Source organism: Pseudomonas guariconensis (assembly GCF_040822035.1).
GTDB classification, from domain to species: domain Bacteria; phylum Pseudomonadota; class Gammaproteobacteria; order Pseudomonadales; family Pseudomonadaceae; genus Aquipseudomonas; species Aquipseudomonas guariconensis.
The window spans coordinates 1,585,608-1,603,624 of the sequence record NZ_CP162012.1 but is presented as its reverse complement, the minus strand read 5'-3'; the positions used below and the strand labels follow the sequence as shown (position 1 = coordinate 1,603,624).

Genomic DNA, 18,017 nt, shown 5'->3' with positions numbered 1-18,017 from the left:
AAGTGTTATGCCAGATTTGAGCCGAGCGGGAGCAACCGACAAGCGTAGGAGCTGGTGACGGCCTGAGATGGGCTGCGCCGCAGCCCTCAGGCGTAGTAATCGACGGCGCTGTCGCCGATCACCACCTGATGTTCGACCGGCTGTGCACCATCGGCCAGTTCACCGTCGTCCTCGCCACCGGCCGTGGCGCGCCGCGCCGCGACCCCGGACAGGTTCGAACCCTCCTGCTGAGCCTGCTGTTGCTGCTGGCCGCGGGATTGATCGGCAACGTTGACATCAGGCTGGGCCAGACCCTGCTGGGCGAACAGTTCGCGCAGGCGATGCACCTGACTGTCCAGAGCGTCACGCACCCCGGCGTGACCACTGATGAAGGTGACCTGGGTAGACTGATCCGCCGCGACATTGACGCGGATGTCCAGGCGGCCCAACTCGGCGGGTTCGAGTTGAATGTCTGCGGACTTGAGGTTCTGGCTGGACAGGTACATGACGCGATTCACCAATCCTTCGGCCCAGGCGTTCTGGTTCATCGGCAGCGGCTGATGCAGTGGGCTGGGCGGTACGGCATTGGCGGTCTTGGGCGTTGCGGCCTGTGTCAGGCTGGCCAGGCGATTGGCGAAGTCGTCGACCCGCGTGTCGCTGCTGGCGCTCTTGGTATCCTTCAAGCCGTTATCGAGCAGCTCGCTGAAGGCTTTGTCACCTGGCTGCGAGGTGTCGCCTTCAGCTTGCGGTTTGTCGATCAGGCTCGCCAAGGTATTGACGGCTACCTGCCCATCGTCGGGCTGGCCGCTGTCACTTTGACTGGTGGGCGCCGCATGGGCGGAGGTCGTCCCTTTGGCCTGTGCACTTTGTTCCAGGGCCAGGCGCAAGGTCGGCAGGTTGGCCAACGGATCGGCCGCAGGGTCGAAATCCTCCACGGCCGGCGCCTGCTCCGACGGCGTCTCGACAGGCGCGGCCTGAGGCTGCACCGCGGCCTGCAGCACAGGCGCCACTGCCTCTGCCTGCGCCTGAATCAATTGCGCGCCAGGCTGGGCATCGGTGACCTGCCCGGCCACGAGGCTGGCATCGAGCAAGCTCGATTCGCTGCTGTCGCTGGTTTGATCGACCACTGGCAAGGTTTTGCCGCCATCGGCAACCGGCTGCGTATCGGCAGGCTCGGTCTTGCCGTCGATCGCACTGTCGGATTTGTCCTTGGCCTTGGCTTGGGTCGCCTTGTCATCACGCCCCTGGCGGGCCATGACCTGATCGAAGCCCCCCGTCTGGGAGCCCGCCGCCTGCGGCTTGTCCGCCGTCTGAGCAGCCGCGCGCGATGGCTTGCTCACCACACTGGCTTGCAGCAAAGGATTGGATGCGACAGGCATTGAAAGGTCTCCGCGCCGAATAATCGTGAATCGTCTAGGCAAAGACAGGCAAAAGTCGCGCCAGGTTGCTTCAACCTGCGGAAATACGCGCGCGCTCGGCGCGGTAGAAGCGCTGAACCTCGAGATACTCCTGATCGATCCGGTTGATCAGGTCCTCGATGCCATACAGAGAATGCTTTCGCACACGCTCCTCCAACTGCCGACACAGCTCGGCCAGGCCCACCGCGCCCATGTTGCCGCTGCTGCCCTTGAAGCTGTGGGCCGCCAAGCCCAGCTCCTCGGCGCTGCGGGCCCCGTGCAATTGGTCTAGGCGGCGCTCGGAGTCTTCCAGAAAAGTCTCGAGCAATTGCAGATACCCCTCCTCCATGACCTCTTGCAGGTCACTGAGGATCTTCGGGTCGATATGCATGTCAGCCACTTGCTCACTCCTTTGATCAAGTCCATGGGGCCTGCTTGCGCAGGGTCCGGCGCCAGCTGCTCACCAACAGAATACCACCCGCGCACAACGTCCACCCTCAAGCCACTCGGCGCTCTGGCTGAGGCTGCGCACCAGGTTCAGTCCGCGCCCGCTCAACCCCTGGCCCTGCCGCTGGCCAGACAGCACCTGGGCAACGTCGAATCCCAGGCCGCTGTCGCGTACGTCGATCTTCAGACGCCCGCCCCTGGCCCAGGGTTCAACTTCCAGATCGATTCGCACGAAGCCGTCATCCTGCCGCGCCAAGCGAAGGCTACGCTCGCGGTAATAGTCGGCAAATCCTTGGGCGTCGTGCTTGAGACGCGAATCCAGGCCAAGCACCCCATGTTCCAGAGCATTGGCGTACAACTCGCTCAGGACCGTGTGCAACAGGCCACCGTTTGGCCGCAGGCCATGGATCTCCTGCAGCAGTTGAACGAGGTATGGCACGGGATTGAAACGTTTCAAGCTTTCGCCACGCAATTCGAAGTGCAACGACCAATGCAACGGACCAGAACGGCTGGCCTCGCTGTCGGGCACGGCCGCTGGCGCCTGCCACTGGGGCTCGACCATGGACACGTCACACAGGCTGATATCGTCCCGGGGGCGCCCGCCAAAATGCTCCAGTGCTTGCATCAGCTCCGGCAGCAGCTGCGCCGGATCGCGATTGGCGCGCAGCACCTGCTCCAGGCGCTGCACGCCGAATAACCGCTCCTGGTCATCGCAGGTATCGACCACGCCATCGGATAGCAGCAAAAGCCGCTCGCCCACCGCCAGCGGCAACACCTCGGTGCTGTCATCGAAGCGCTCTGGCGAGAGGATGCCCAGTGGCAGGTGCCTCGATTGCAGCGTGGCCAGCACCTCTCCTGTAGCGGACAAACGGTAACCATCCGGCATGCCGCCGTTCCAGACCTCCACCGTGCCACGTTGATAGCTCAGGTCGAGCATCAGGGCGCAGCAGAACATGTCCACTGGCAGGATGTGCTTGAGCTTGGCGTTCATCTCCCGCAGCGTTTCTGCGACACCATGACCCTTGGCGGCCATGCCGTAGAACACCTCGGCCAAAGGCATGGCGCCAATCGCGGCGGGCAAGCCATGGCCGGTAAAGTCGCCCAGCAGCACATGCAGGTTGCCGTTGGGGGTATAGGCCGCCAGCAACAGGTCGCCATTGAACAGCGCGTAGGGAGATTGCAGGTAGCGAATGTTGGGCGCGCGTAGGCATCCGGCATGGGCCACCTTGTCGAACACCGCCTTGGCGACCCGTTGCTCGTTGAGCAGGTGATGATGATGCCGGGCGATCTGGTCTCGCTGCTCGAGCACCGTGGCATGCAACCGACGCAGCCGATCCATGGCGCGGATCTTGGCGCCGAGGATCACCGCGCTGTAGGGCTTGGCCATGAAGTCGTCGCCGCCGGCTTCCAGGCAGCGCACCAAGGCGTCCTGCTCGTTGAGCGAGGTGAGAAAGATGATCGGCACCAGCGCTTCGCCGGCCAGCGCCTTGATCCGACGCGCCGCCTCGAAACCGTCCATCACCGGCATCAGCGCATCGAGCAGCACCAGCTGCGGCCGCCGTTCGGCGAACAGCGCCACGGCCTGCTCGCCGTTTTCCGCGGTGAACACTTCATGACCCTGGCGCCGGACGATCTGCGCCAGCAACAACCGGTCTGCCGCACCGTCTTCGGCGATCAGCACGCTCAGCGCCCGTTCGGCCGGCATGGCGACGCTCAACTGATATCGAACAGTTTTTCGAAATTGGAGATGGCGAGGATCTTGCGCACGTCAGGGCTGGTGTTGATCACGCTGATGCAGGCGTCTTCACCGCCCTCATGGTCGCGCAGCAACAGCAGCATGCCCAATGCCGAGCTGTCCAGGTAAGTGGCGTCCTTGAGGTCCACGACCACTGAGTCAGGGCGGACGGGTTGTCGTTCGTAGGCATTGCGAAATTCTTGATGCCTGCCGAAGTCAAACCGCCCTTTGACGGTGATCGTGAGTTTTTTCTCGTCCTGTGAAAAATCGGATTCGACAGCCATGCCAGCGATTCCTTCGATGATGATGGCGAATGCGATCCTAGTAGGTTTAGCAGGCGCTACCGGCAATCGCAAATTGGCGCAGACGCCAGCAAGACGGTTACAGGTGATGATGACGCGGCAAACGCTGGGATAATTCATCCAACAGCTTTTGCTCACGCTTGTCTTCCGCCCGCCGGGCTTCGTCGAGATATCGCTGCACCAGCTTGCGCAACCCCTCGACCCGCGCATGGGCCTGCTGCCAGATGCCCCGGGCATTGTTGAGGTTGTTCTGGTGCCAGGCCAGGCTCTGGCGCTGCTGAGTCATCGCCGTTTCCAACTGACCGAGAAAGCGTTGGTAGTTGACCAGCCAGTTGCCGTTAACCCCCTGTCCGCCGCGGTTGATCCACTGCAACTGATAGTCTTCGCGAAAACGCTCAAGCTCGGCCAGCTTGGCGTGGGCCTGGGCCAACTGCTGCTGGAAGTGGCCAAGGCGCTGGGCGGCCTTGCGCTCGGCCTCCTCGGCCATCTCCACCACCGGCGCCAGGCGCGCGGCTCGACTGGGCAAGGCCATGACCTATCAGCCGCCTGCAGGCGAAGCGAAGATGGCGCCGAGCTGCTCGCGGCTCTGGGCCATGCCGACGTTTTCCTGAAGGCCCTGACGCAAGAAGCCCACCAGGCTCGACTGCAGAGCAATGGCCTGGTCGGTCTCCGGGTCTCCGCCTGGCACATAGGCACCGACGCTGATCAGGTCGCGGCTTTGAGACAGGCGCGACCACAACTGCTTGAAGTGCTGGGCTTGGCGCAGGTGATCCGGATCGACAACTTGGGGCATGACCCGGCTGATGGACGCTTCGATATCGATGGCCGGGTAATGCCCTTCCTCGGCCAACCGCCGAGACAGCACGAAGTGGCCATCGAGCACGCCGCGCGCCGCATCGGCGATAGGGTCCTGCTGGTCGTCACCTTCGGACAGCACCGTGTAGAAAGCAGTGATCGAGCCACCGCCTGGCTCGCCATTGCCCGCGCGCTCGACCAGCTTGGGCAGTTTGGCGAACACCGAAGGCGGATAGCCGCGGGTCGCCGGCGGCTCGCCGATGGCCAGGGCGATTTCCCGCTGGGCCTGGGCGAAACGGGTCAGCGAATCCATCAGCAGCAGAACGTTCTTACCTTTGTCACGGAAATATTCGGCAATTCGCGTGCAGTACATCGCCGCGCGCAGGCGCATCAGTGGCGCATCGTCGGCAGGCGAGGCCACCACCACCGAGCGCTTGAGCCCTTCCTCACCGAGGATGTGCTCGATGAACTCCTTCACCTCGCGGCCCCGCTCGCCGATCAGGCCGACCACGATGATCTCGGCCTCGGTGAAGCGCGTCATCATGCCCAGCAATACCGATTTACCCACACCGGTACCGGCGAACAGGCCCAGACGCTGCCCACGCCCCACCGTGAGCAGCCCGTTGATGCTGCGGATACCCACGTCCAGCGGCTGGCTGATCGGGTCGCGGTTGAGCGGGTTGATGATCGGGCCGTCCATCGGCACCCAGTCTTCGGCTTTCATCCCACCTTTGCCATCCAGGGCACGCCCGGCACCATCGAGCACTCGCCCGAGCATGCTCATGCCCATGGGCAGCCGACCGCTGTCGTCCAAGGGCACGACGCGCGCCCCGGGCGCGATACCCGCGATACTGCCCACCGGCATGAGGAAGACCTTGGCGCCGGAAAAGCCCATGACCTCGGCCTCGACCTGCACCGGGTGGTAGCTGTCGTCGTTGATCACCAGACAGCGACTGCCGACTGCGGTGCGCAGGCCTTCGGCCTCCAGGGTGAGGCCGACCATGCGCAGCAAGCGCCCCTCCACCACCGGTTGGTCCGGTAATTTAACCGCCGCCGCATAACCGCCCAGGCGCTTGCCGAAGCTGGTGCGCTCAAGACGCATCGCCATGCTCCGGGATGCTTGTTTCCAGCTCAAGGGCAAGATCCGGCGCGGCCGGGTGCAGGGACTGGTCGTGCAATTGGTCGAACAATTGCGCCAGCGCCTTTTCCAGGCGCGTTTCCATGGTCGCATCGATGCGGCTGTGCAGCGTTTCGATCCGGCAACCGCCAGGCAACAGCGACTCGTCCTCGAGCAGCTTCCAACGCTCTTCGTGGCGTTCGCGCAGGGCCTTGGCCAGCTCGAAATCCTGAGGGTTCAGATGGATGCGGATATTCTCGGCGCCCATGGGCAGCAGCTTGAGCGCCTCGCGCAGCACATGGGTTATCTGGCTCGAATCGCTGCGCAGCTCACGACCGATCACCTGACGAGCCATGTGCGCCACCAACTGCACCAGGCCACGCTCGATCTGGGTGTCCTGTTCGGCGATAGGTTCGAGCAGTTGCCCCATCAGTTGTTCGAGGCTGGCCAGCTTGGCCGCCAAAGCCACCTCGGCCTCCTGACGCACTTTCAGCTGGGTACTGTGGAAACCTTCGCGCTCACCGGTGGCGAACCCTTCGTTGTAGGCCTCCTGACGGATCGCTTCGAGCTCTTCGAGGGTCAGTGGCTGGACTTCCTCCAGCGGCACCTCCTCGATTTCTTCCTCGACGATCTCAGGTTCCGGTTCAGGCTCCGGCTCTGGCTCCGGGTCGAAGCTGGGCAACGCCCAGACATCGACGCCCTCAAGATCGCGGGCGCGGATCAGATCGCTGAGGTGTTCATTGGTGGACATGTCAAAACCTCATGGCTACGAGCTGCACGCTTGCAGCGACAAGAAAAGGCCATACGCTTTTCTTGCCGCTCCAAGCGTGCCACTTGCGGCTTAAATCATTTCTTCGGCGCCTTTGCCGCCAAGCACGATCTCGCCGGCCTCGGCCATACGCCGTGCGATGGTGAGGATTTCCTTCTGCGCCGTCTCCACGTCGCTGACCCGCACCGGCCCCTTGGCCTCCAGGTCGTCGCGCAGCAGTTCCGAGGCGCGCTTGGACATGTTGCGGAAGATCTTGTCCTTGACCTTCTCGTCAGCGCCCTTGAGCGAGACGACCAGCACGTCGGAGGACACCTCGCGCAGCAGCGCCTGGATGCCACGATCGTCGACGTCGGCCAGGTTGTTGAAGACGAACATCAAGTCTTCGATCTGCTCGGACAGGTCGCCGTCGATATCGCGGATCGCATCCATCAGCTGGCCTTCGACCGAACTGTCGAGGAAGTTCATGATGTCCGCGGCGCGCTTGATGCCGCCCAGGGTGGTGCGCGCGGCATTGGAGTTGCCGGAGAACTGCTTCTCGAGGATCTGGTTCAGCTCCTTGAGCGCCGCCGGTTGCACGGTATTGAGCGACGAGACGCGCAGGATGATGTCTAGGCGCACCTTGTGGTCGAAGTTACTCAGCACCTCACCGGCTTGGTCCGGGTCCAGGTAGGCCACCACGATGGCCTGGATCTGCGGGTGTTCGTAGCGGATGACATCGGCCACGGCACGCGGCTCCATCCACTTGAGGCTGTCCAGGCCACTGGTGTTGCCACCCAGCAGGATGCGGTCGATCAGGCCGTTGGCCTTGTCCTCGCCCAAAGCCTGGTTGAGCATCTTGCGGATATAGCCGTCGGAGCCCACGCCCAGGCTGGTCTGGTCGCCGACGATTTCGACGAACTCGCTCATCACCTGCTCGACCTGTTCGCGATGGACGTTGCCCATCTGCGCCATGGCCACACCGACCCGCTGCACTTCCTTGGGCCCCATGTGTCGCAGGACCTGGGCGGCGTCGGTCTCGCCCAGGGAGAGCAGCAGGATCGCCGCCTTGTCGACGCGGCTCAGCTTGGCGGTAACGGCTCGGTTGTCACTCATCGGCGTTGATCCACTCTTTCACGACCTGGGCCACGCGACCCGGGTCTTCGGCCACCAGGCCTTTGATTGCGTTCAACTGTGCTTCATAGCCCTCGCTCGGGCTCGGCAACAGAATGCTTTGCGGGCCACCCAGGGTGACGCGGTCGTTGGCCAGTTCGCCATCCAGACCGATCATCCCGCCCAGCTCCATGTCGCTGTCGGTGGCAGCCTGCTTGCCGCCACCTGTGATGTTGTTGAGCACCGGACGCAGCACACCGAATACCAGCACCAGGATGAACACGACACCCAGCACCTGCTTGACGATGTCCCAGAACCAAGGCTGCGAGTAGAACGGAATGTCCTCCAGCTCCGTGCCACGGTCAGCGGAGAACGGCACGTTGACCACGGTCACGCTGTCGCCACGGCTGGCGTCGAAGCCCACTGCGTCCTGCACCAGGCGAGTGAAGCGCGCCAGGTCCTCGGCACCCCATGGGGCACGGGTGGCTTCGCCGGTGGCGGCGTCGACCTTGACCTGGTCGTCCACTACCACGGCCACCGACAGGCGCGTCAGGCGGCCCTGCTGCTGACGGGTGTGGCTGATGGAGCGATCGAGCTCGAAGTTCTTGGTGGTCTGCTGACGCTTGTCAGCCGGGTAAGGCGCCAACATCGGCTGGCCAGTGGCCGGGTCCATGATCTGTTGGCCATTGGCGTCCACCAGTGGCTGGCCTGGCTGGATCGCACCGGCAGGCGGCGCCGAGGCGGTGGCATTTTCAGGCGCCGAGGCACCGGCCGGCGGCTGGTTGCTCAGGGCACCGGGCACGCCTTGCGGGGGCTGGCTGCTGGAGCGCTGCTCATTGACCGACTGCTCGCTGCGAAGCGCTGGCTGATCTGGGTTGAACTGCTCGGAGGTGGACTCGACCGCGCTGAAGTCGACGTCGGCCGATACCTCGGCCTTGTAGCGGTCGTTGCCCAGCACCGGCTGCAGGATGTTGTGCACACGCTGGGTCAACAGGCCTTCCATGCGGCGGCTGTAGTCGAATTGCTTGCCGGCCATGGTCAAGGCGGTGTCCTGCAACTGCTCGGAGAGCAGGTTGCCCTTCTGGTCGACCACGGTCACCTGGGACTTGTCCAGTTCCGGCACGCTGGTGGCCACCAGGTTGACGATGGCCATGACCTGGCCGGCCTCCAGGGCGCGTCCCGGATACAGCTCGACCAGTACCGATGCGCTGGGCTTGCGCTCGTCGCGCACGAACACCGAGCTCTTGGGAATGGCCAGGTGGACACGGGCGGCCTTGACGTTGTTCAGGCTCGATACGGTACGCGCCAGTTCGCCTTCAAGGCCCCGACGGTAGCGGGTGGCCTCCATGAACTGGCTGGTACCCAGGCCCTGCTCTTTATCGAGAATCTCGAAGCCGATGTTGCCATCGCTTGGCGCGACACCGGCAGCAGCCAGCTTAAGGCGCGCGCGGGAGAGATCGTCGGCCTTGACCAGCAAGGCGCCGGAGTTGGGCTCCACGCGGTAGCCGATGTCCGCGGAGGCCAGGGTGTCCATGACCTGCTTGGCATCCAGGCCCGCCAGGCTGCCGTACAGCGGCCGGTAGTCCGGTTGCTGCGACCAAAGCACCACGGCGAAGCCGATCGCCACGCTCGCGGCCAGTCCGACCAGCAGGCCGACCTGACGCAGCATGGGCATCTGCGAAATGTTTTCCAGGAACGACATGCCGAACAGCGGCGGCTTGGGCGCTGGCGGACCACTCTTGGCGGGGGGATTGTCGACGACTGCTTCAGCCATGGCTCACTCTGTCCTCAAACCGGCATCTGCATGATGTCCTGGTACGCCTGGACCAGTTTGTTACGGACCTGGGTCAGGGCCTGGAACGACACGGAAGCCTTTTGCGAAGCAATCATAACGTCAGTCAGGTCAACACCGCTCTTGCCGATCTCGAAGGCGTTGGACAGCTGGGTCGAGGCCTGCTGTACCTCATTGACCTTGCCGATGGCCTGGCCGAGCATGTCGGCAAAGCTGCTCTGGCCAGGGGCCAGTTCAGGCGCGGCAGCGACCTTGGGCTGGGACATGGCTTCGGCCTGCATGGCCCGCATATCCAGCATCAGACGATTGAATTCAACACCTTGGGTCATGGACTTCTTCTCTCCGGCGGCCGCATTTTTTTGACGCTCATGCAGCGAATGGGCTGGAACTAGCAACAAGAGTGCCAGCCCTGCATGCGACCTTTAAAACTGGTTTCAGCCGTACAGGCTGGCTTCGACGTCGAACCCCGCATCACGCATCTGCGCAAGCTTGTAGCGCAGTGTCCGCGGACTGATACCCAAGCGCTCGGCGGCTTCCTTGCGGCGGCCACGCTCGGCGCGCAGGGTGTCGATGATCATCTGGAACTCATGGCGACGCATGTCATCGCCCAGCCCCCCGGATTCGGCAGGTACCTCGCTCACGGCCACCGCAGGTACCGACAAGGCAATGGCACCGGCCAGACAGAAATCCGCCGCCTCGATCACCCCACCCTGCTGCAGGATCAAGGCGCGCTGCAAAGCGTTGTCCAGCTCGCGCACATTACCTGGCCACGGATGCCCTTGCAGGCAGGCTCGCGCCTCGGCGGACAACCGCACCGGGGCATGCTTCATCTTGGCCACATGGCGCGCCAGCAGGCGCTCAGCCAGCGGCAGAATGTCGGCGCTGCGCTCGCGCAGCGGGCGCCAGGCGAGCGGGAACACCGACAGGCGATAGTAGAGGTCCTCACGGAAGCGCCCGGCGGCGACCTCCTCGGCCAAGTCTCGGTTGGTGGTCGCCAGCACGCGGATGTCCAGGGCGATCGGCTTGCGCCCACCCACCCGCTCCACCTCACGCTCCTGCAGCACGCGCAGAAGCTTGGCCTGCAAGCCCAGGGGCATTTCGGAAATCTCGTCGAGCAACAAAGTGCCGCCATCGGCCTGCTCGAACTTGCCGGCCTGGGCGGCAATGGCCCCCGTGAAGGCGCCTTTCTCATGGCCGAACAACGTGGCTTCGAGCATGTTGTCGGGAATGGCTGCGCAATTGATCGCCACGAAGGGCTGCGCCGCGCGCGGCGATTGCTGATGGATATAGCGCGCCAGCACTTCCTTGCCGGTCCCGGACTCGCCGGAAATCAGCACGGTCGAGTCACTGCGCGCCACGCGCGCGGCCAGCTCCAGCAATTGCCGACTGGCCGGCTCACAGGCGACCGGCCCCTCTTCATCGGCACCGCCCACGCGCCCGGCGGCATGACGCTCCACCAGGCTCAGCAGCGCCTTGGGCTCGAACGGCTTGACCAGGTAATCGACAGCGCCCTGGCGCATGGCCTGCACGGCACGCTCCACCGCGGCGTGGGCAGTCATCAGCAACACCGGCAATTGAGGATGCTGGGTACGCAGCTGAGCCAGCAACTGGTGCCCATCCATGCCCGGCATGTTCACATCGCTGACCACCAGGCTGAAGGACTCGCCAGCCACTGCCTCGAGCGCCTCCTCGCCACTGCCCACCGCACGGTAGGCGAAACCGCCGATTTCCAGGGTATCGCCCAAGGCCTGGCGCAGGACACGATCGTCCTCGACCAGCAACACCTTGATCGTCATCACGCCTCCCCCATCGCCGGCCCGCCGATCAACGGCAGCACCACGTCCACACACGTTCCTCGGCCGACCTTCGAGCGCAGCCGCAGACTACCCTGGTGCGCCCGCACGACAGCCTTGACCACCGCCAACCCCAAGCCGGTGCCGGTGGACTTGGTAGTCAGGAAGGGCTCGCCCAAGCGCGCCAGCAGCTCGGCCTCGATGCCACAGCCGGCATCGCTGATGCACAAGTGCAGGGCCTGATCGCGCCGGTACAGGTGCACCTTCAGGCGCGCCGGCCCGGTGCTGGCTTGCAAGGCGTTTTCGATCAGATTGAGCAAGGCGCCCACCAAGGTGTCGCGATTGCACAGCAGCTCACCGAGATGGCTGTCGCATTGCCAGCGCACGCTATGGCCTTGGACATGGGTTTGGGCTGCCTGCTGCAACGCCTGGAACAAAGCCTTGGGGCTCATGCGGTCGCCCAGCGGCAGCTCGCCGCGAGCGAACACCAGCATGTCACGGACCTGATGCTCCAGCTCGTGCAGGCGCTCCTTGAGGCTGCCGGCGAAGCGCTGGCGGGTTTCTTTGGGCAATTCTTTTTCTGCGTCGGCCAAATGGCCGGCATAGAGCATCGCCGCCGACAATGGCGTGCGGATCTGATGGGCGAGTGAAGCGACCATGCGCCCCAGCGACGACAACCGCTCATGGCGGGCCAGTTGATCTTGCAGGCGGCGGGTTTCGGTCAGGTCGTTGAGCAGCACCAGTTGCCCGGGCTCGGCATCGAGCGAGCGCGTGGCGATGGACAGCCGCCGACCGTCACGCAACGAGATTTCATGGCCGTCATCCTTGCGCGGGGCGAAGCTGCGGGCGATCACTTGGCGCCAGAGCTCACCGACCAATGGCTCGCCCAGCAACTCGCATGCCGCCGGGTTGGCCTCGCGCACATACCCCTGATCGTCGATGACGATCACCCCGCCGGGCAGCAGGTCGAGCAGGTTCTGCAAACGATTGGCCAGGCGCTCTTTTTCATCCAGCTCGGCCATGCGCTGAGCACTGACCACGGCCAGTTCACCCTTGAGCTGGCTGACCCGAGCTTCGAGCAGGCTGTAGGACTCACTGAGCTGATCAGAAACCTGATTGAACAGGGCGAACGCCTGCTCCAGGCCCTGACGGCTTTCCTGCTCGACCGAGGTGCGGCCGTGCGCGTCGGGGGTTCGGGAGATGTGGGCGACCTGGGGCATCATGCTCTCTCGCGTGGCTGACCGTCATAAAAACGGTGTGTTGCCAGCGATGTAGCAATAGCCGTGCCGGGTATAAGGAAATGCCGCGACCTTCATCGCAAGGCGGCGTTGCACCACCCGGCTGCAGAGGGCTTGCCGGCGCGAAGGCTGCAAAGCAGCCCCGCTTGTAGAAAAGCAGAAGGCGTCAACCTTCTGCCTGATCGTCACCTTCTCGACGGCTCATGCCGTACTTGCGCATCTTTTCCACCAGCGTGGTGCGGCGGATACGCAAGCGCTCGGCGGCTCGCGCGACGATACCGTTGGCGTCGTCCAATGCCTGCTGGATCAGGCCCTGCTCGAGGTTGCCCAGATAATCCTTCAGGTCCAACCCTTCTGGCGGGAGCATGGCGCTGCCGGAGAAGCTTGGCGCGTGACCGTTGATCGCCGCGCGTTCTTCCAGATCGCTGCGCAGGCTGTCGACCATCTGCTCGTCTTCGTCATCGACGTAACGGAATTTCTTCGGCAACTCGGAAACCCCGATCACCCCGTATGGATGCATGATTGCCATGCGCTCGACCAGATTGGCCAGCTCACGGACGTTCCCCGGCCAACCGTGACGGCACAGGGACATGATCGATGCTGAGTTGAAACGGATCGAGCCGCGCTTCTCGTGCTCCATGCGCGAGATCAGCTCGTTCATCAACAGCGGAATATCCTCGACTCGCTCACGCAGCGGCGCCATTTCAATGGGGAAGACATTCAAGCGGTAGTACAGGTCTTCGCGGAAGGTCCCTTCCTCGATCATGGTCTCGAGGTTCTTGTGGGTCGCGGCAATGATGCGTACGTCAATGCTCTGGGTCTTGTTGCTACCGACCCGCTCGAAGGTGCGCTCTTGCAGCACGCGCAGCAGCTTGACCTGCATCGGCAGCGGCATGTCGCCGATCTCGTCGAGGAACAAGGTCCCGCCGTTGGCCAGCTCGAAACGCCCGGCGCGGCTGGTGATGGCCCCGGTGAAGGCGCCCTTCTCATGCCCGAACAACTCGCTCTCGAGCAACTCGGCCGGAATCGCCCCGCAGTTGACCGGCACGAACGGCGCTTCGCGGCGTTTGGAGTGGTAGTGCAGGTTGCGCGCCACCACCTCCTTGCCAGTGCCGGACTCACCGAGAATCAGCACGCTGGCATCGGTATCGGCCACTTGCTGCATCATCTGGCGCACATGCTGGATGGCACGGCTGGTGCCGACCAGGCTGCGGAACAGATTGGGTTCGCGCTGGCGGCCGCGCTCGCGGGCCTGGTCGTACATTTCGCGGTAGACCTGGGCACGGTGCAGCGAGTCGAGCAACTGGCTGTAGCTCGGCGGCATTTCGAGATTGAACAGAACGCGACGGCGTAGGTCTTCCGGGAAGTCCGCAGAAGAAATTTCACCTAAAAGCAGAACCGGAAGGAACTCATCCCATGCAGCCACTGTCTTAAGCAGCCCAAGGACACCCGCCGGAGCATTCACGGTCCCGATCAGTACGCACAGCACATCGCGACTCGACGACAAAGAAGCAACCGCCTGCTGCCAATCATGGCTGGAGCAGGAGAGGTTTTCTTCGCCTAGAAAATTCAGGACCACCGCCAGATCGCGGCGGCGTTCGCTGTCGTCATCGATCAGGAGGATCTTGGTTTCACGCCACATGCGTTAGCAACTTCCCTAGTCATTTCGACGCCCGCAGGCGTGCTCGACATCATTCCGACTGAATGATCAGTGCTCGGACGTCTGATTTTGCGAAAACAGTCACTAGTTAAGTCAAAAAAACGCACACAGTCAAATTAATGGCGCGCGATTTTTTGCACCCCTCCAGCGTCAACTGAAGAGATGGTATACCTTTGCGGCATTTTTCGCCTGACGAATCTGCGTCATCTCGTCGACTATCGATTGACGTTCGCCACTTGCAATATCAATAAGTTGCCGATAAACGCCAAGCAACTGCTCTAGGCTGCCCTTTACCGCATCTTCGTTGAGCGAGGCCTCAGCCAGCACGTCGTCGACGCAAATTCGGCACTCCAAGTCGAGCTCGCCGATCGCATCCCAATCACGACTATCCAATGCCGCCAGCAGCGCCTCACGGGTCTGCTCGATACGCTCGATCACCTCGCTCATTGCAACCTCTCCCGAATCAGTCTGCCGGCTGCTGATCGCCGATCGCGTCCCAGCCTTCCTTGACCGTGATGAGCAGACGCGCCACCTCATCAATGATCGCCGGATCGTTCTTGACGTTGGCTTCGACCAGGCGACGGCTCATGTAGCTGTACAGGTTGTCCAGATCGGTGAGGCTGTCGGCATGGTTTTCAAGGTCCAAACCTTCGCGCAACCCGCCGATGATGTCGATGGCCTTGCCGATCAGAATGCCGCGCTGAGGGACGTCGTTGCGCGCCATGGCGCCCTTGGCCTGGGCAAGACGATCGAGACCACCCTGCATGAGCATTTGTACCAGACGGTGCGGACTGGCCACGGAGGTCTGCGCCACACCATTGACTTTCTGGTATTGCCGGAGGGCCAACATCGGGTTCATGGATCTACCTCGTTGCAGCGAAAAAGGTTGCGTATACCTGTGTATCGTCGCGGCGTCAAAGAACTTTAGCTATAAAGCCAGAAGCCCGGGGCATCCTGTAGACGCCGCCGGGCTTTTTAGTGTCCGCCTGAAAGGATCAGGACTTCTTGGCCTGGGCGTTGATCGCTTCGAAGATCGAGGTGATCTGGTCGGCCTGGGCTTTCATCTTGCCCAGGGCGGTGTCCAGGGCGACGAATTTCTTGGTCAGGGACTCGGTCAAGGACTCAGTACGACGATCCAATGCAGCCTGCTGGTCGCTGAGATTCTTGGCAGCCTGGTCGAGGTTAGATTTTCGAGTTGCCAAGCTACCGTCCGTAGCGTTGTATGGGTCGATTGCCTTGTTCATCCGCTCGAAAATGCCATTGGTACCAGTGAACAGCTCCTGCACTTCCGGACCGAGCTTCTTTTCATCCATTGCAGCGGTGAATTTGACGCTATTGAACTCGAGCGTACCATCTCTCTGGGTGTTGACCCCCAATTGACCCAAGGTGGTGAGCTTGTCGCCCGCCCCCACTTCGGCTAATACCTTACGCATATCCGCAAGCAAGGAGCGCGTGGTTGGGTCGTTGGTTAGCGGACCAAGCGACTTTACCGTGCCATCGGAATTCTTGGTCGGCGACGTCAGGTCGGAAATCGCCTTTTGCAAGGTGTTATAGGCATCGACAAAGCTCTGGACCGACTTCTTCAAACCATCGTTATCGGCCGCGACCGTCAGCTTGGTTGGCGTGGAATTACCAGCGCCATCCTTAGCACTGACACCCGTAAGCTCCAAGGTCAGACCGCTGACAACCCCTTCAACTTTGTTCGACGCGCTCTTCACGCTCAAACCGTCGATGGTCAGCTCCGCATCCTGCGCCTTGGCTGAGATGAAGCCTGCACCGGCGCCCGACATTTGTGTGCTGCCATCGATAACGAGCTCGGGAATACCGGAAACGGAAATATCGGTGTTCGCGCCGGTGGTGGTAGAGCTCAGTACCAACCTGGAACCACCGGTCTCGTTGATGATGTTGGCGGTAATGCCGCTCGCGCCCAGCTCTTTGTTGATCTGATCACGAACGCTTTGCAACGTGGCCCCGCTGGCGATGTCGAGATTGTAGGTCTTGCTATTACCCTGACTTATGACCATCTGACCGGCTGTGATCGGCGTACTGGCACCGCCCGCCTGCCGCGCACTGGCAACCTTCGAGCCAGTCGCAAGCTGATTCACTACGATATCGTAACTACCGGCCACCGCGTTATTGCTCGACGCAATCTTGACCACCGACTCGTTCGCCGATTTGGCAGAGTAGGCGTTGAAGGAGGGAGCATTGCTGTCATTGAGCTTCTTCATGGCGTCCTGGAACGCCGTGAGCGCACTGCGCAGCGAGCCAATACCCGAGATCATCGCGCTGTTGTTGCTAGTCTGCCGGGCGATCTGCGCTTGCTTGGCGGCAGTATCAGCGCCCACTAGCGCCTTGACCATCGCTCCAATATCGAGACCAGAACCCAAACCTACGCTGGATGTAATTGGGCTTGCCATGCTGTTGTCCCTCTCATCAACGCGTCAATCCTACTCCGCAGGACCAACATGATTCACATCATTTGCTCGCCGCCGGTCAAACCTTGGCGTCGAACAGAACACTTTTGACATCGCTCAGACTATGGGCGATTCGCAGGGCCTCTTCCGAGGGAATCTGACGGATCAGCTCACCACTGTCGCTGGCAATGACCTTGACCACGATTTTGCCCGATTCCTCGTCAGTAGAGAATTCCAGGTTACGTCGGGTTTCTTTCAAGAACTTTTCGATTTCCGCGACGGCACTTTTCACATCGTCAACGCCCTGCACTTTGACCGGGTCGTCCTTTTTAACGCCATCGAATACGTCTGTCGACCGAACCACCTGTTTTTCGGAAACCTGCTCGGCTTGGTGCGTAGCCTGATAGGACAGGTTCAGCTTGACGCTCATGTCCATCTTAACCACCTCACAATGAAAAGGCGGGGAAGCGCCTATGCACCCCCCCGCCGACAACTGTCAGGCAGATTAGCCCAGCAGCTTCAGAACTGCCGACGGCAGCTGGTTGGCCTGAGCCAGAACCGAAGTCGACGCTTGCTGCAGGGTCTGCTGCTTGGTCAGCTGGGCAGTTTCAGCAGCGAAGTCGGTGTCCTGTACGCGGCCACGAGCAGCTTCGGCGTTCTCGTTGATGTTCTGCAGGTTGTTGATGGTGCTGGTCAGACGGTTCTGAGCGGCACCCAGATCGGCACGGGTGGTACCAATGGTCTGCAGAGCGCTATCGATAGCCGACATGGCGGAAGCGAAGTTGGTTTCGGCAGTCGAGCTATCTGCACCAGCGATGGTCTTGCCAGCCAGAGCCGACAGGCCACCAGTGGTGCTCATGGAAGAGCTCAGGGTAATGGTGATCTGGTTGTTGCTGTTAGCTTCGGAGCCAACCTGGAAGACCATCGAGCCACCGGTACCGTCCAGCAGGTTCTTGCCGTTCAGCTGGGTGCTGTTGGCGATACGGTCGATTTCTTCCAGCATCTTCTGGAACTCGCCGTTCAGTGCGTCACGGTTGGTGGAGCTGTTGGAGTCGTTACGCGACTGCAGGGCCAGTTCACGCATACGCTGCAGGATGTTGGTCTGCTCTTGCATCGCGCCTTCAGCGGTCTGGGCGATGGAGATACCGTCGTTGGCGTTCTTGATAGCCATGGTCTGACCGCGGATCTGCGAGGTCATTTTGGTCGCGATCTGCAGGCCAGCAGCGTCGTCTTTGGCGCTGTTGATTTTCAGGCCGGAGGACAGACGGCTCATCGAGGTGGCCAGCGCGTCGGAAGCACGATTCAGGTTCTTCTGAACGCCCAGGGAGGTAGTGTTGGTATTTACAGTCAAAGCCATGACGAATTCCTCGTTGGTTGGGTACTACGGCTTCCGGCCTTGGCATTCGCCCGGGGGTGGCACAGAGAACCTTCGTAATAGTTATCGTCGTCAGGGCTCGTTGCTTTAGCTTTTTTTCGAAAAAATTGCTGGC

Annotated in this window: 18 protein-coding genes; all 18 read right to left on the bottom strand. The window is 62.1% G+C overall.

Going from position 1 to position 18,017, the window contains the following annotated elements:
- Positions 1 to 86: 86 nt before the first annotated feature.
- The 18 genes from AB1N67_RS07270 to AB1N67_RS07185 all read right to left on the bottom strand — a co-directional run bounded on the left by AB1N67_RS07270 (position 87) and on the right by AB1N67_RS07185 (position 17,884).
- On the bottom strand, positions 87 to 1,358 hold the full coding sequence (locus AB1N67_RS07270) for a flagellar hook-length control protein FliK (protein ID WP_043212784.1): 1,272 nt from the start codon (positions 1,356 to 1,358) through the stop codon (positions 87 to 89).
- Between the two features lie 70 nt (positions 1,359 to 1,428).
- Positions 1,429 to 1,776: an Hpt domain-containing protein gene (locus AB1N67_RS07265; RefSeq protein ID WP_043212781.1), complete on the bottom strand. Its 348-nt coding sequence runs from the start codon at positions 1,774 to 1,776 to the stop codon at positions 1,429 to 1,431.
- 60 nt (positions 1,777 to 1,836) lie between these two features.
- Entirely contained in the window at positions 1,837 to 3,528 is a 1,692-nt protein-coding gene (locus AB1N67_RS07260) for a fused response regulator/phosphatase (RefSeq protein WP_102081325.1), read from the bottom strand.
- A gap of 8 nt (positions 3,529 to 3,536) precedes the next feature.
- Positions 3,537 to 3,842: an STAS domain-containing protein gene (locus tag AB1N67_RS07255; RefSeq protein ID WP_043212774.1), complete on the bottom strand. Its 306-nt coding sequence runs from the start codon at positions 3,840 to 3,842 to the stop codon at positions 3,537 to 3,539.
- A gap of 97 nt (positions 3,843 to 3,939) precedes the next feature.
- Positions 3,940 to 4,392: a flagellar export protein FliJ gene (fliJ, locus tag AB1N67_RS07250; protein WP_043212772.1), complete on the bottom strand. Its 453-nt coding sequence runs from the start codon at positions 4,390 to 4,392 to the stop codon at positions 3,940 to 3,942.
- 6 nt (positions 4,393 to 4,398) lie between these two features.
- On the bottom strand, positions 4,399 to 5,757 hold the full coding sequence (gene fliI, locus AB1N67_RS07245) for a flagellar protein export ATPase FliI (RefSeq protein WP_070571550.1): 1,359 nt from the start codon (positions 5,755 to 5,757) through the stop codon (positions 4,399 to 4,401).
- On the bottom strand, positions 5,747 to 6,523 hold the full coding sequence (fliH, locus tag AB1N67_RS07240) for a flagellar assembly protein FliH (RefSeq protein ID WP_043212766.1): 777 nt from the start codon (positions 6,521 to 6,523) through the stop codon (positions 5,747 to 5,749). The genes fliI and fliH overlap by 11 nt, the downstream gene beginning before the upstream one ends.
- 90 nt (positions 6,524 to 6,613) lie before the next feature.
- Positions 6,614 to 7,633, bottom strand: a complete 1,020-nt coding sequence (gene fliG / locus AB1N67_RS07235; RefSeq protein ID WP_043212764.1) for a flagellar motor switch protein FliG — start codon at positions 7,631 to 7,633, stop codon at positions 6,614 to 6,616.
- Positions 7,626 to 9,404 (bottom strand): flagellar basal-body MS-ring/collar protein FliF, encoded by a 1,779-nt coding sequence (fliF, locus tag AB1N67_RS07230; protein WP_070571548.1) that lies wholly within the window; start codon positions 9,402 to 9,404, stop codon positions 7,626 to 7,628. The genes fliG and fliF overlap by 8 nt, the downstream gene beginning before the upstream one ends.
- Before the next feature lie 14 nt (positions 9,405 to 9,418).
- Positions 9,419 to 9,751 carry a flagellar hook-basal body complex protein FliE gene (gene fliE, locus AB1N67_RS07225; protein WP_043212757.1) on the bottom strand — a complete coding sequence of 111 codons (333 nt, stop codon included), beginning with the start codon at positions 9,749 to 9,751 and terminating at the stop codon, positions 9,419 to 9,421.
- Positions 9,752 to 9,856: 105 nt separating this feature from the next.
- Complete coding sequence (locus tag AB1N67_RS07220; RefSeq protein ID WP_090345482.1) at positions 9,857 to 11,218, bottom strand: sigma-54 dependent transcriptional regulator; 1,362 nt, start codon at positions 11,216 to 11,218, stop codon at positions 9,857 to 9,859.
- Complete coding sequence (locus AB1N67_RS07215) at positions 11,218 to 12,435, bottom strand: PAS domain-containing sensor histidine kinase (RefSeq protein ID WP_043210980.1); 1,218 nt, start codon at positions 12,433 to 12,435, stop codon at positions 11,218 to 11,220. Before AB1N67_RS07215 ends, AB1N67_RS07220 begins: the two co-directional genes overlap by 1 nt.
- A gap of 184 nt (positions 12,436 to 12,619) precedes the next feature.
- The gene (fleQ, locus tag AB1N67_RS07210; RefSeq protein ID WP_070571546.1) at positions 12,620 to 14,095 is read right to left on the bottom strand and encodes a transcriptional regulator FleQ; all 1,476 of its coding nucleotides are present in this window, start codon (positions 14,093 to 14,095) and stop codon (positions 12,620 to 12,622) included.
- A 168-nt stretch (positions 14,096 to 14,263) separates the two neighbouring features.
- The gene (locus AB1N67_RS07205) at positions 14,264 to 14,560 is read right to left on the bottom strand and encodes a flagellar protein FliT (RefSeq protein WP_043210877.1); all 297 of its coding nucleotides are present in this window, start codon (positions 14,558 to 14,560) and stop codon (positions 14,264 to 14,266) included.
- Positions 14,561 to 14,576: 16 nt separating this feature from the next.
- Positions 14,577 to 14,972 (bottom strand): flagellar export chaperone FliS, encoded by a 396-nt coding sequence (fliS, locus tag AB1N67_RS07200; RefSeq protein ID WP_043210879.1) that lies wholly within the window; start codon positions 14,970 to 14,972, stop codon positions 14,577 to 14,579.
- Between the two features lie 136 nt (positions 14,973 to 15,108).
- Positions 15,109 to 16,530 (bottom strand): flagellar filament capping protein FliD, encoded by a 1,422-nt coding sequence (gene fliD / locus AB1N67_RS07195; protein ID WP_043210881.1) that lies wholly within the window; start codon positions 16,528 to 16,530, stop codon positions 15,109 to 15,111.
- A 76-nt stretch (positions 16,531 to 16,606) separates the two neighbouring features.
- The gene (locus AB1N67_RS07190) at positions 16,607 to 16,963 is read right to left on the bottom strand and encodes a flagellar protein FlaG (protein ID WP_043210883.1); all 357 of its coding nucleotides are present in this window, start codon (positions 16,961 to 16,963) and stop codon (positions 16,607 to 16,609) included.
- Positions 16,964 to 17,032: 69 nt separating this feature from the next.
- Positions 17,033 to 17,884, bottom strand: coding sequence for a flagellin domain-containing protein (locus tag AB1N67_RS07185; RefSeq protein ID WP_043210886.1), 852 nt, complete (start codon positions 17,882 to 17,884; stop codon positions 17,033 to 17,035).
- Positions 17,885 to 18,017 lie beyond the last annotated feature (133 nt).

Coding starts and splice junctions, on each gene's coding strand:
- AB1N67_RS07270 (WP_043212784.1), bottom strand. CDS start 1,358: ATGCCTGTCGCATCCAATCCTTTGCTGCAAGCCAGTGTGGTGAGCAAG.
- AB1N67_RS07260 (WP_102081325.1), bottom strand. CDS start 3,528: ATGCCGGCCGAACGGGCGCTGAGCGTGCTGATCGCCGAAGACGGTGCG.
- AB1N67_RS07255 (WP_043212774.1), bottom strand. CDS start 3,842: ATGGCTGTCGAATCCGATTTTTCACAGGACGAGAAAAAACTCACGATC.
- fliJ (WP_043212772.1), bottom strand. CDS start 4,392: ATGGCCTTGCCCAGTCGAGCCGCGCGCCTGGCGCCGGTGGTGGAGATG.
- fliI (WP_070571550.1), bottom strand. CDS start 5,757: ATGCGTCTTGAGCGCACCAGCTTCGGCAAGCGCCTGGGCGGTTATGCG.
- fliH (WP_043212766.1), bottom strand. CDS start 6,523: ATGTCCACCAATGAACACCTCAGCGATCTGATCCGCGCCCGCGATCTT.
- fliG (WP_043212764.1), bottom strand. CDS start 7,633: ATGAGTGACAACCGAGCCGTTACCGCCAAGCTGAGCCGCGTCGACAAG.
- fliF (WP_070571548.1), bottom strand. CDS start 9,404: ATGGCTGAAGCAGTCGTCGACAATCCCCCCGCCAAGAGTGGTCCGCCA.
- fliE (WP_043212757.1), bottom strand. CDS start 9,751: ATGACCCAAGGTGTTGAATTCAATCGTCTGATGCTGGATATGCGGGCC.
- AB1N67_RS07220 (WP_090345482.1), bottom strand. CDS start 11,218: ATGACGATCAAGGTGTTGCTGGTCGAGGACGATCGTGTCCTGCGCCAG.
- AB1N67_RS07215 (WP_043210980.1), bottom strand. CDS start 12,435: ATGCCCCAGGTCGCCCACATCTCCCGAACCCCCGACGCGCACGGCCGC.
- fleQ (WP_070571546.1), bottom strand. CDS start 14,095: ATGTGGCGTGAAACCAAGATCCTCCTGATCGATGACGACAGCGAACGC.
- AB1N67_RS07205 (WP_043210877.1), bottom strand. CDS start 14,560: ATGAGCGAGGTGATCGAGCGTATCGAGCAGACCCGTGAGGCGCTGCTG.
- fliS (WP_043210879.1), bottom strand. CDS start 14,972: ATGAACCCGATGTTGGCCCTCCGGCAATACCAGAAAGTCAATGGTGTG.
- fliD (WP_043210881.1), bottom strand. CDS start 16,530: ATGGCAAGCCCAATTACATCCAGCGTAGGTTTGGGTTCTGGTCTCGAT.
- AB1N67_RS07190 (WP_043210883.1), bottom strand. CDS start 16,963: ATGGACATGAGCGTCAAGCTGAACCTGTCCTATCAGGCTACGCACCAA.
- AB1N67_RS07185 (WP_043210886.1), bottom strand. CDS start 17,884: ATGGCTTTGACTGTAAATACCAACACTACCTCCCTGGGCGTTCAGAAG.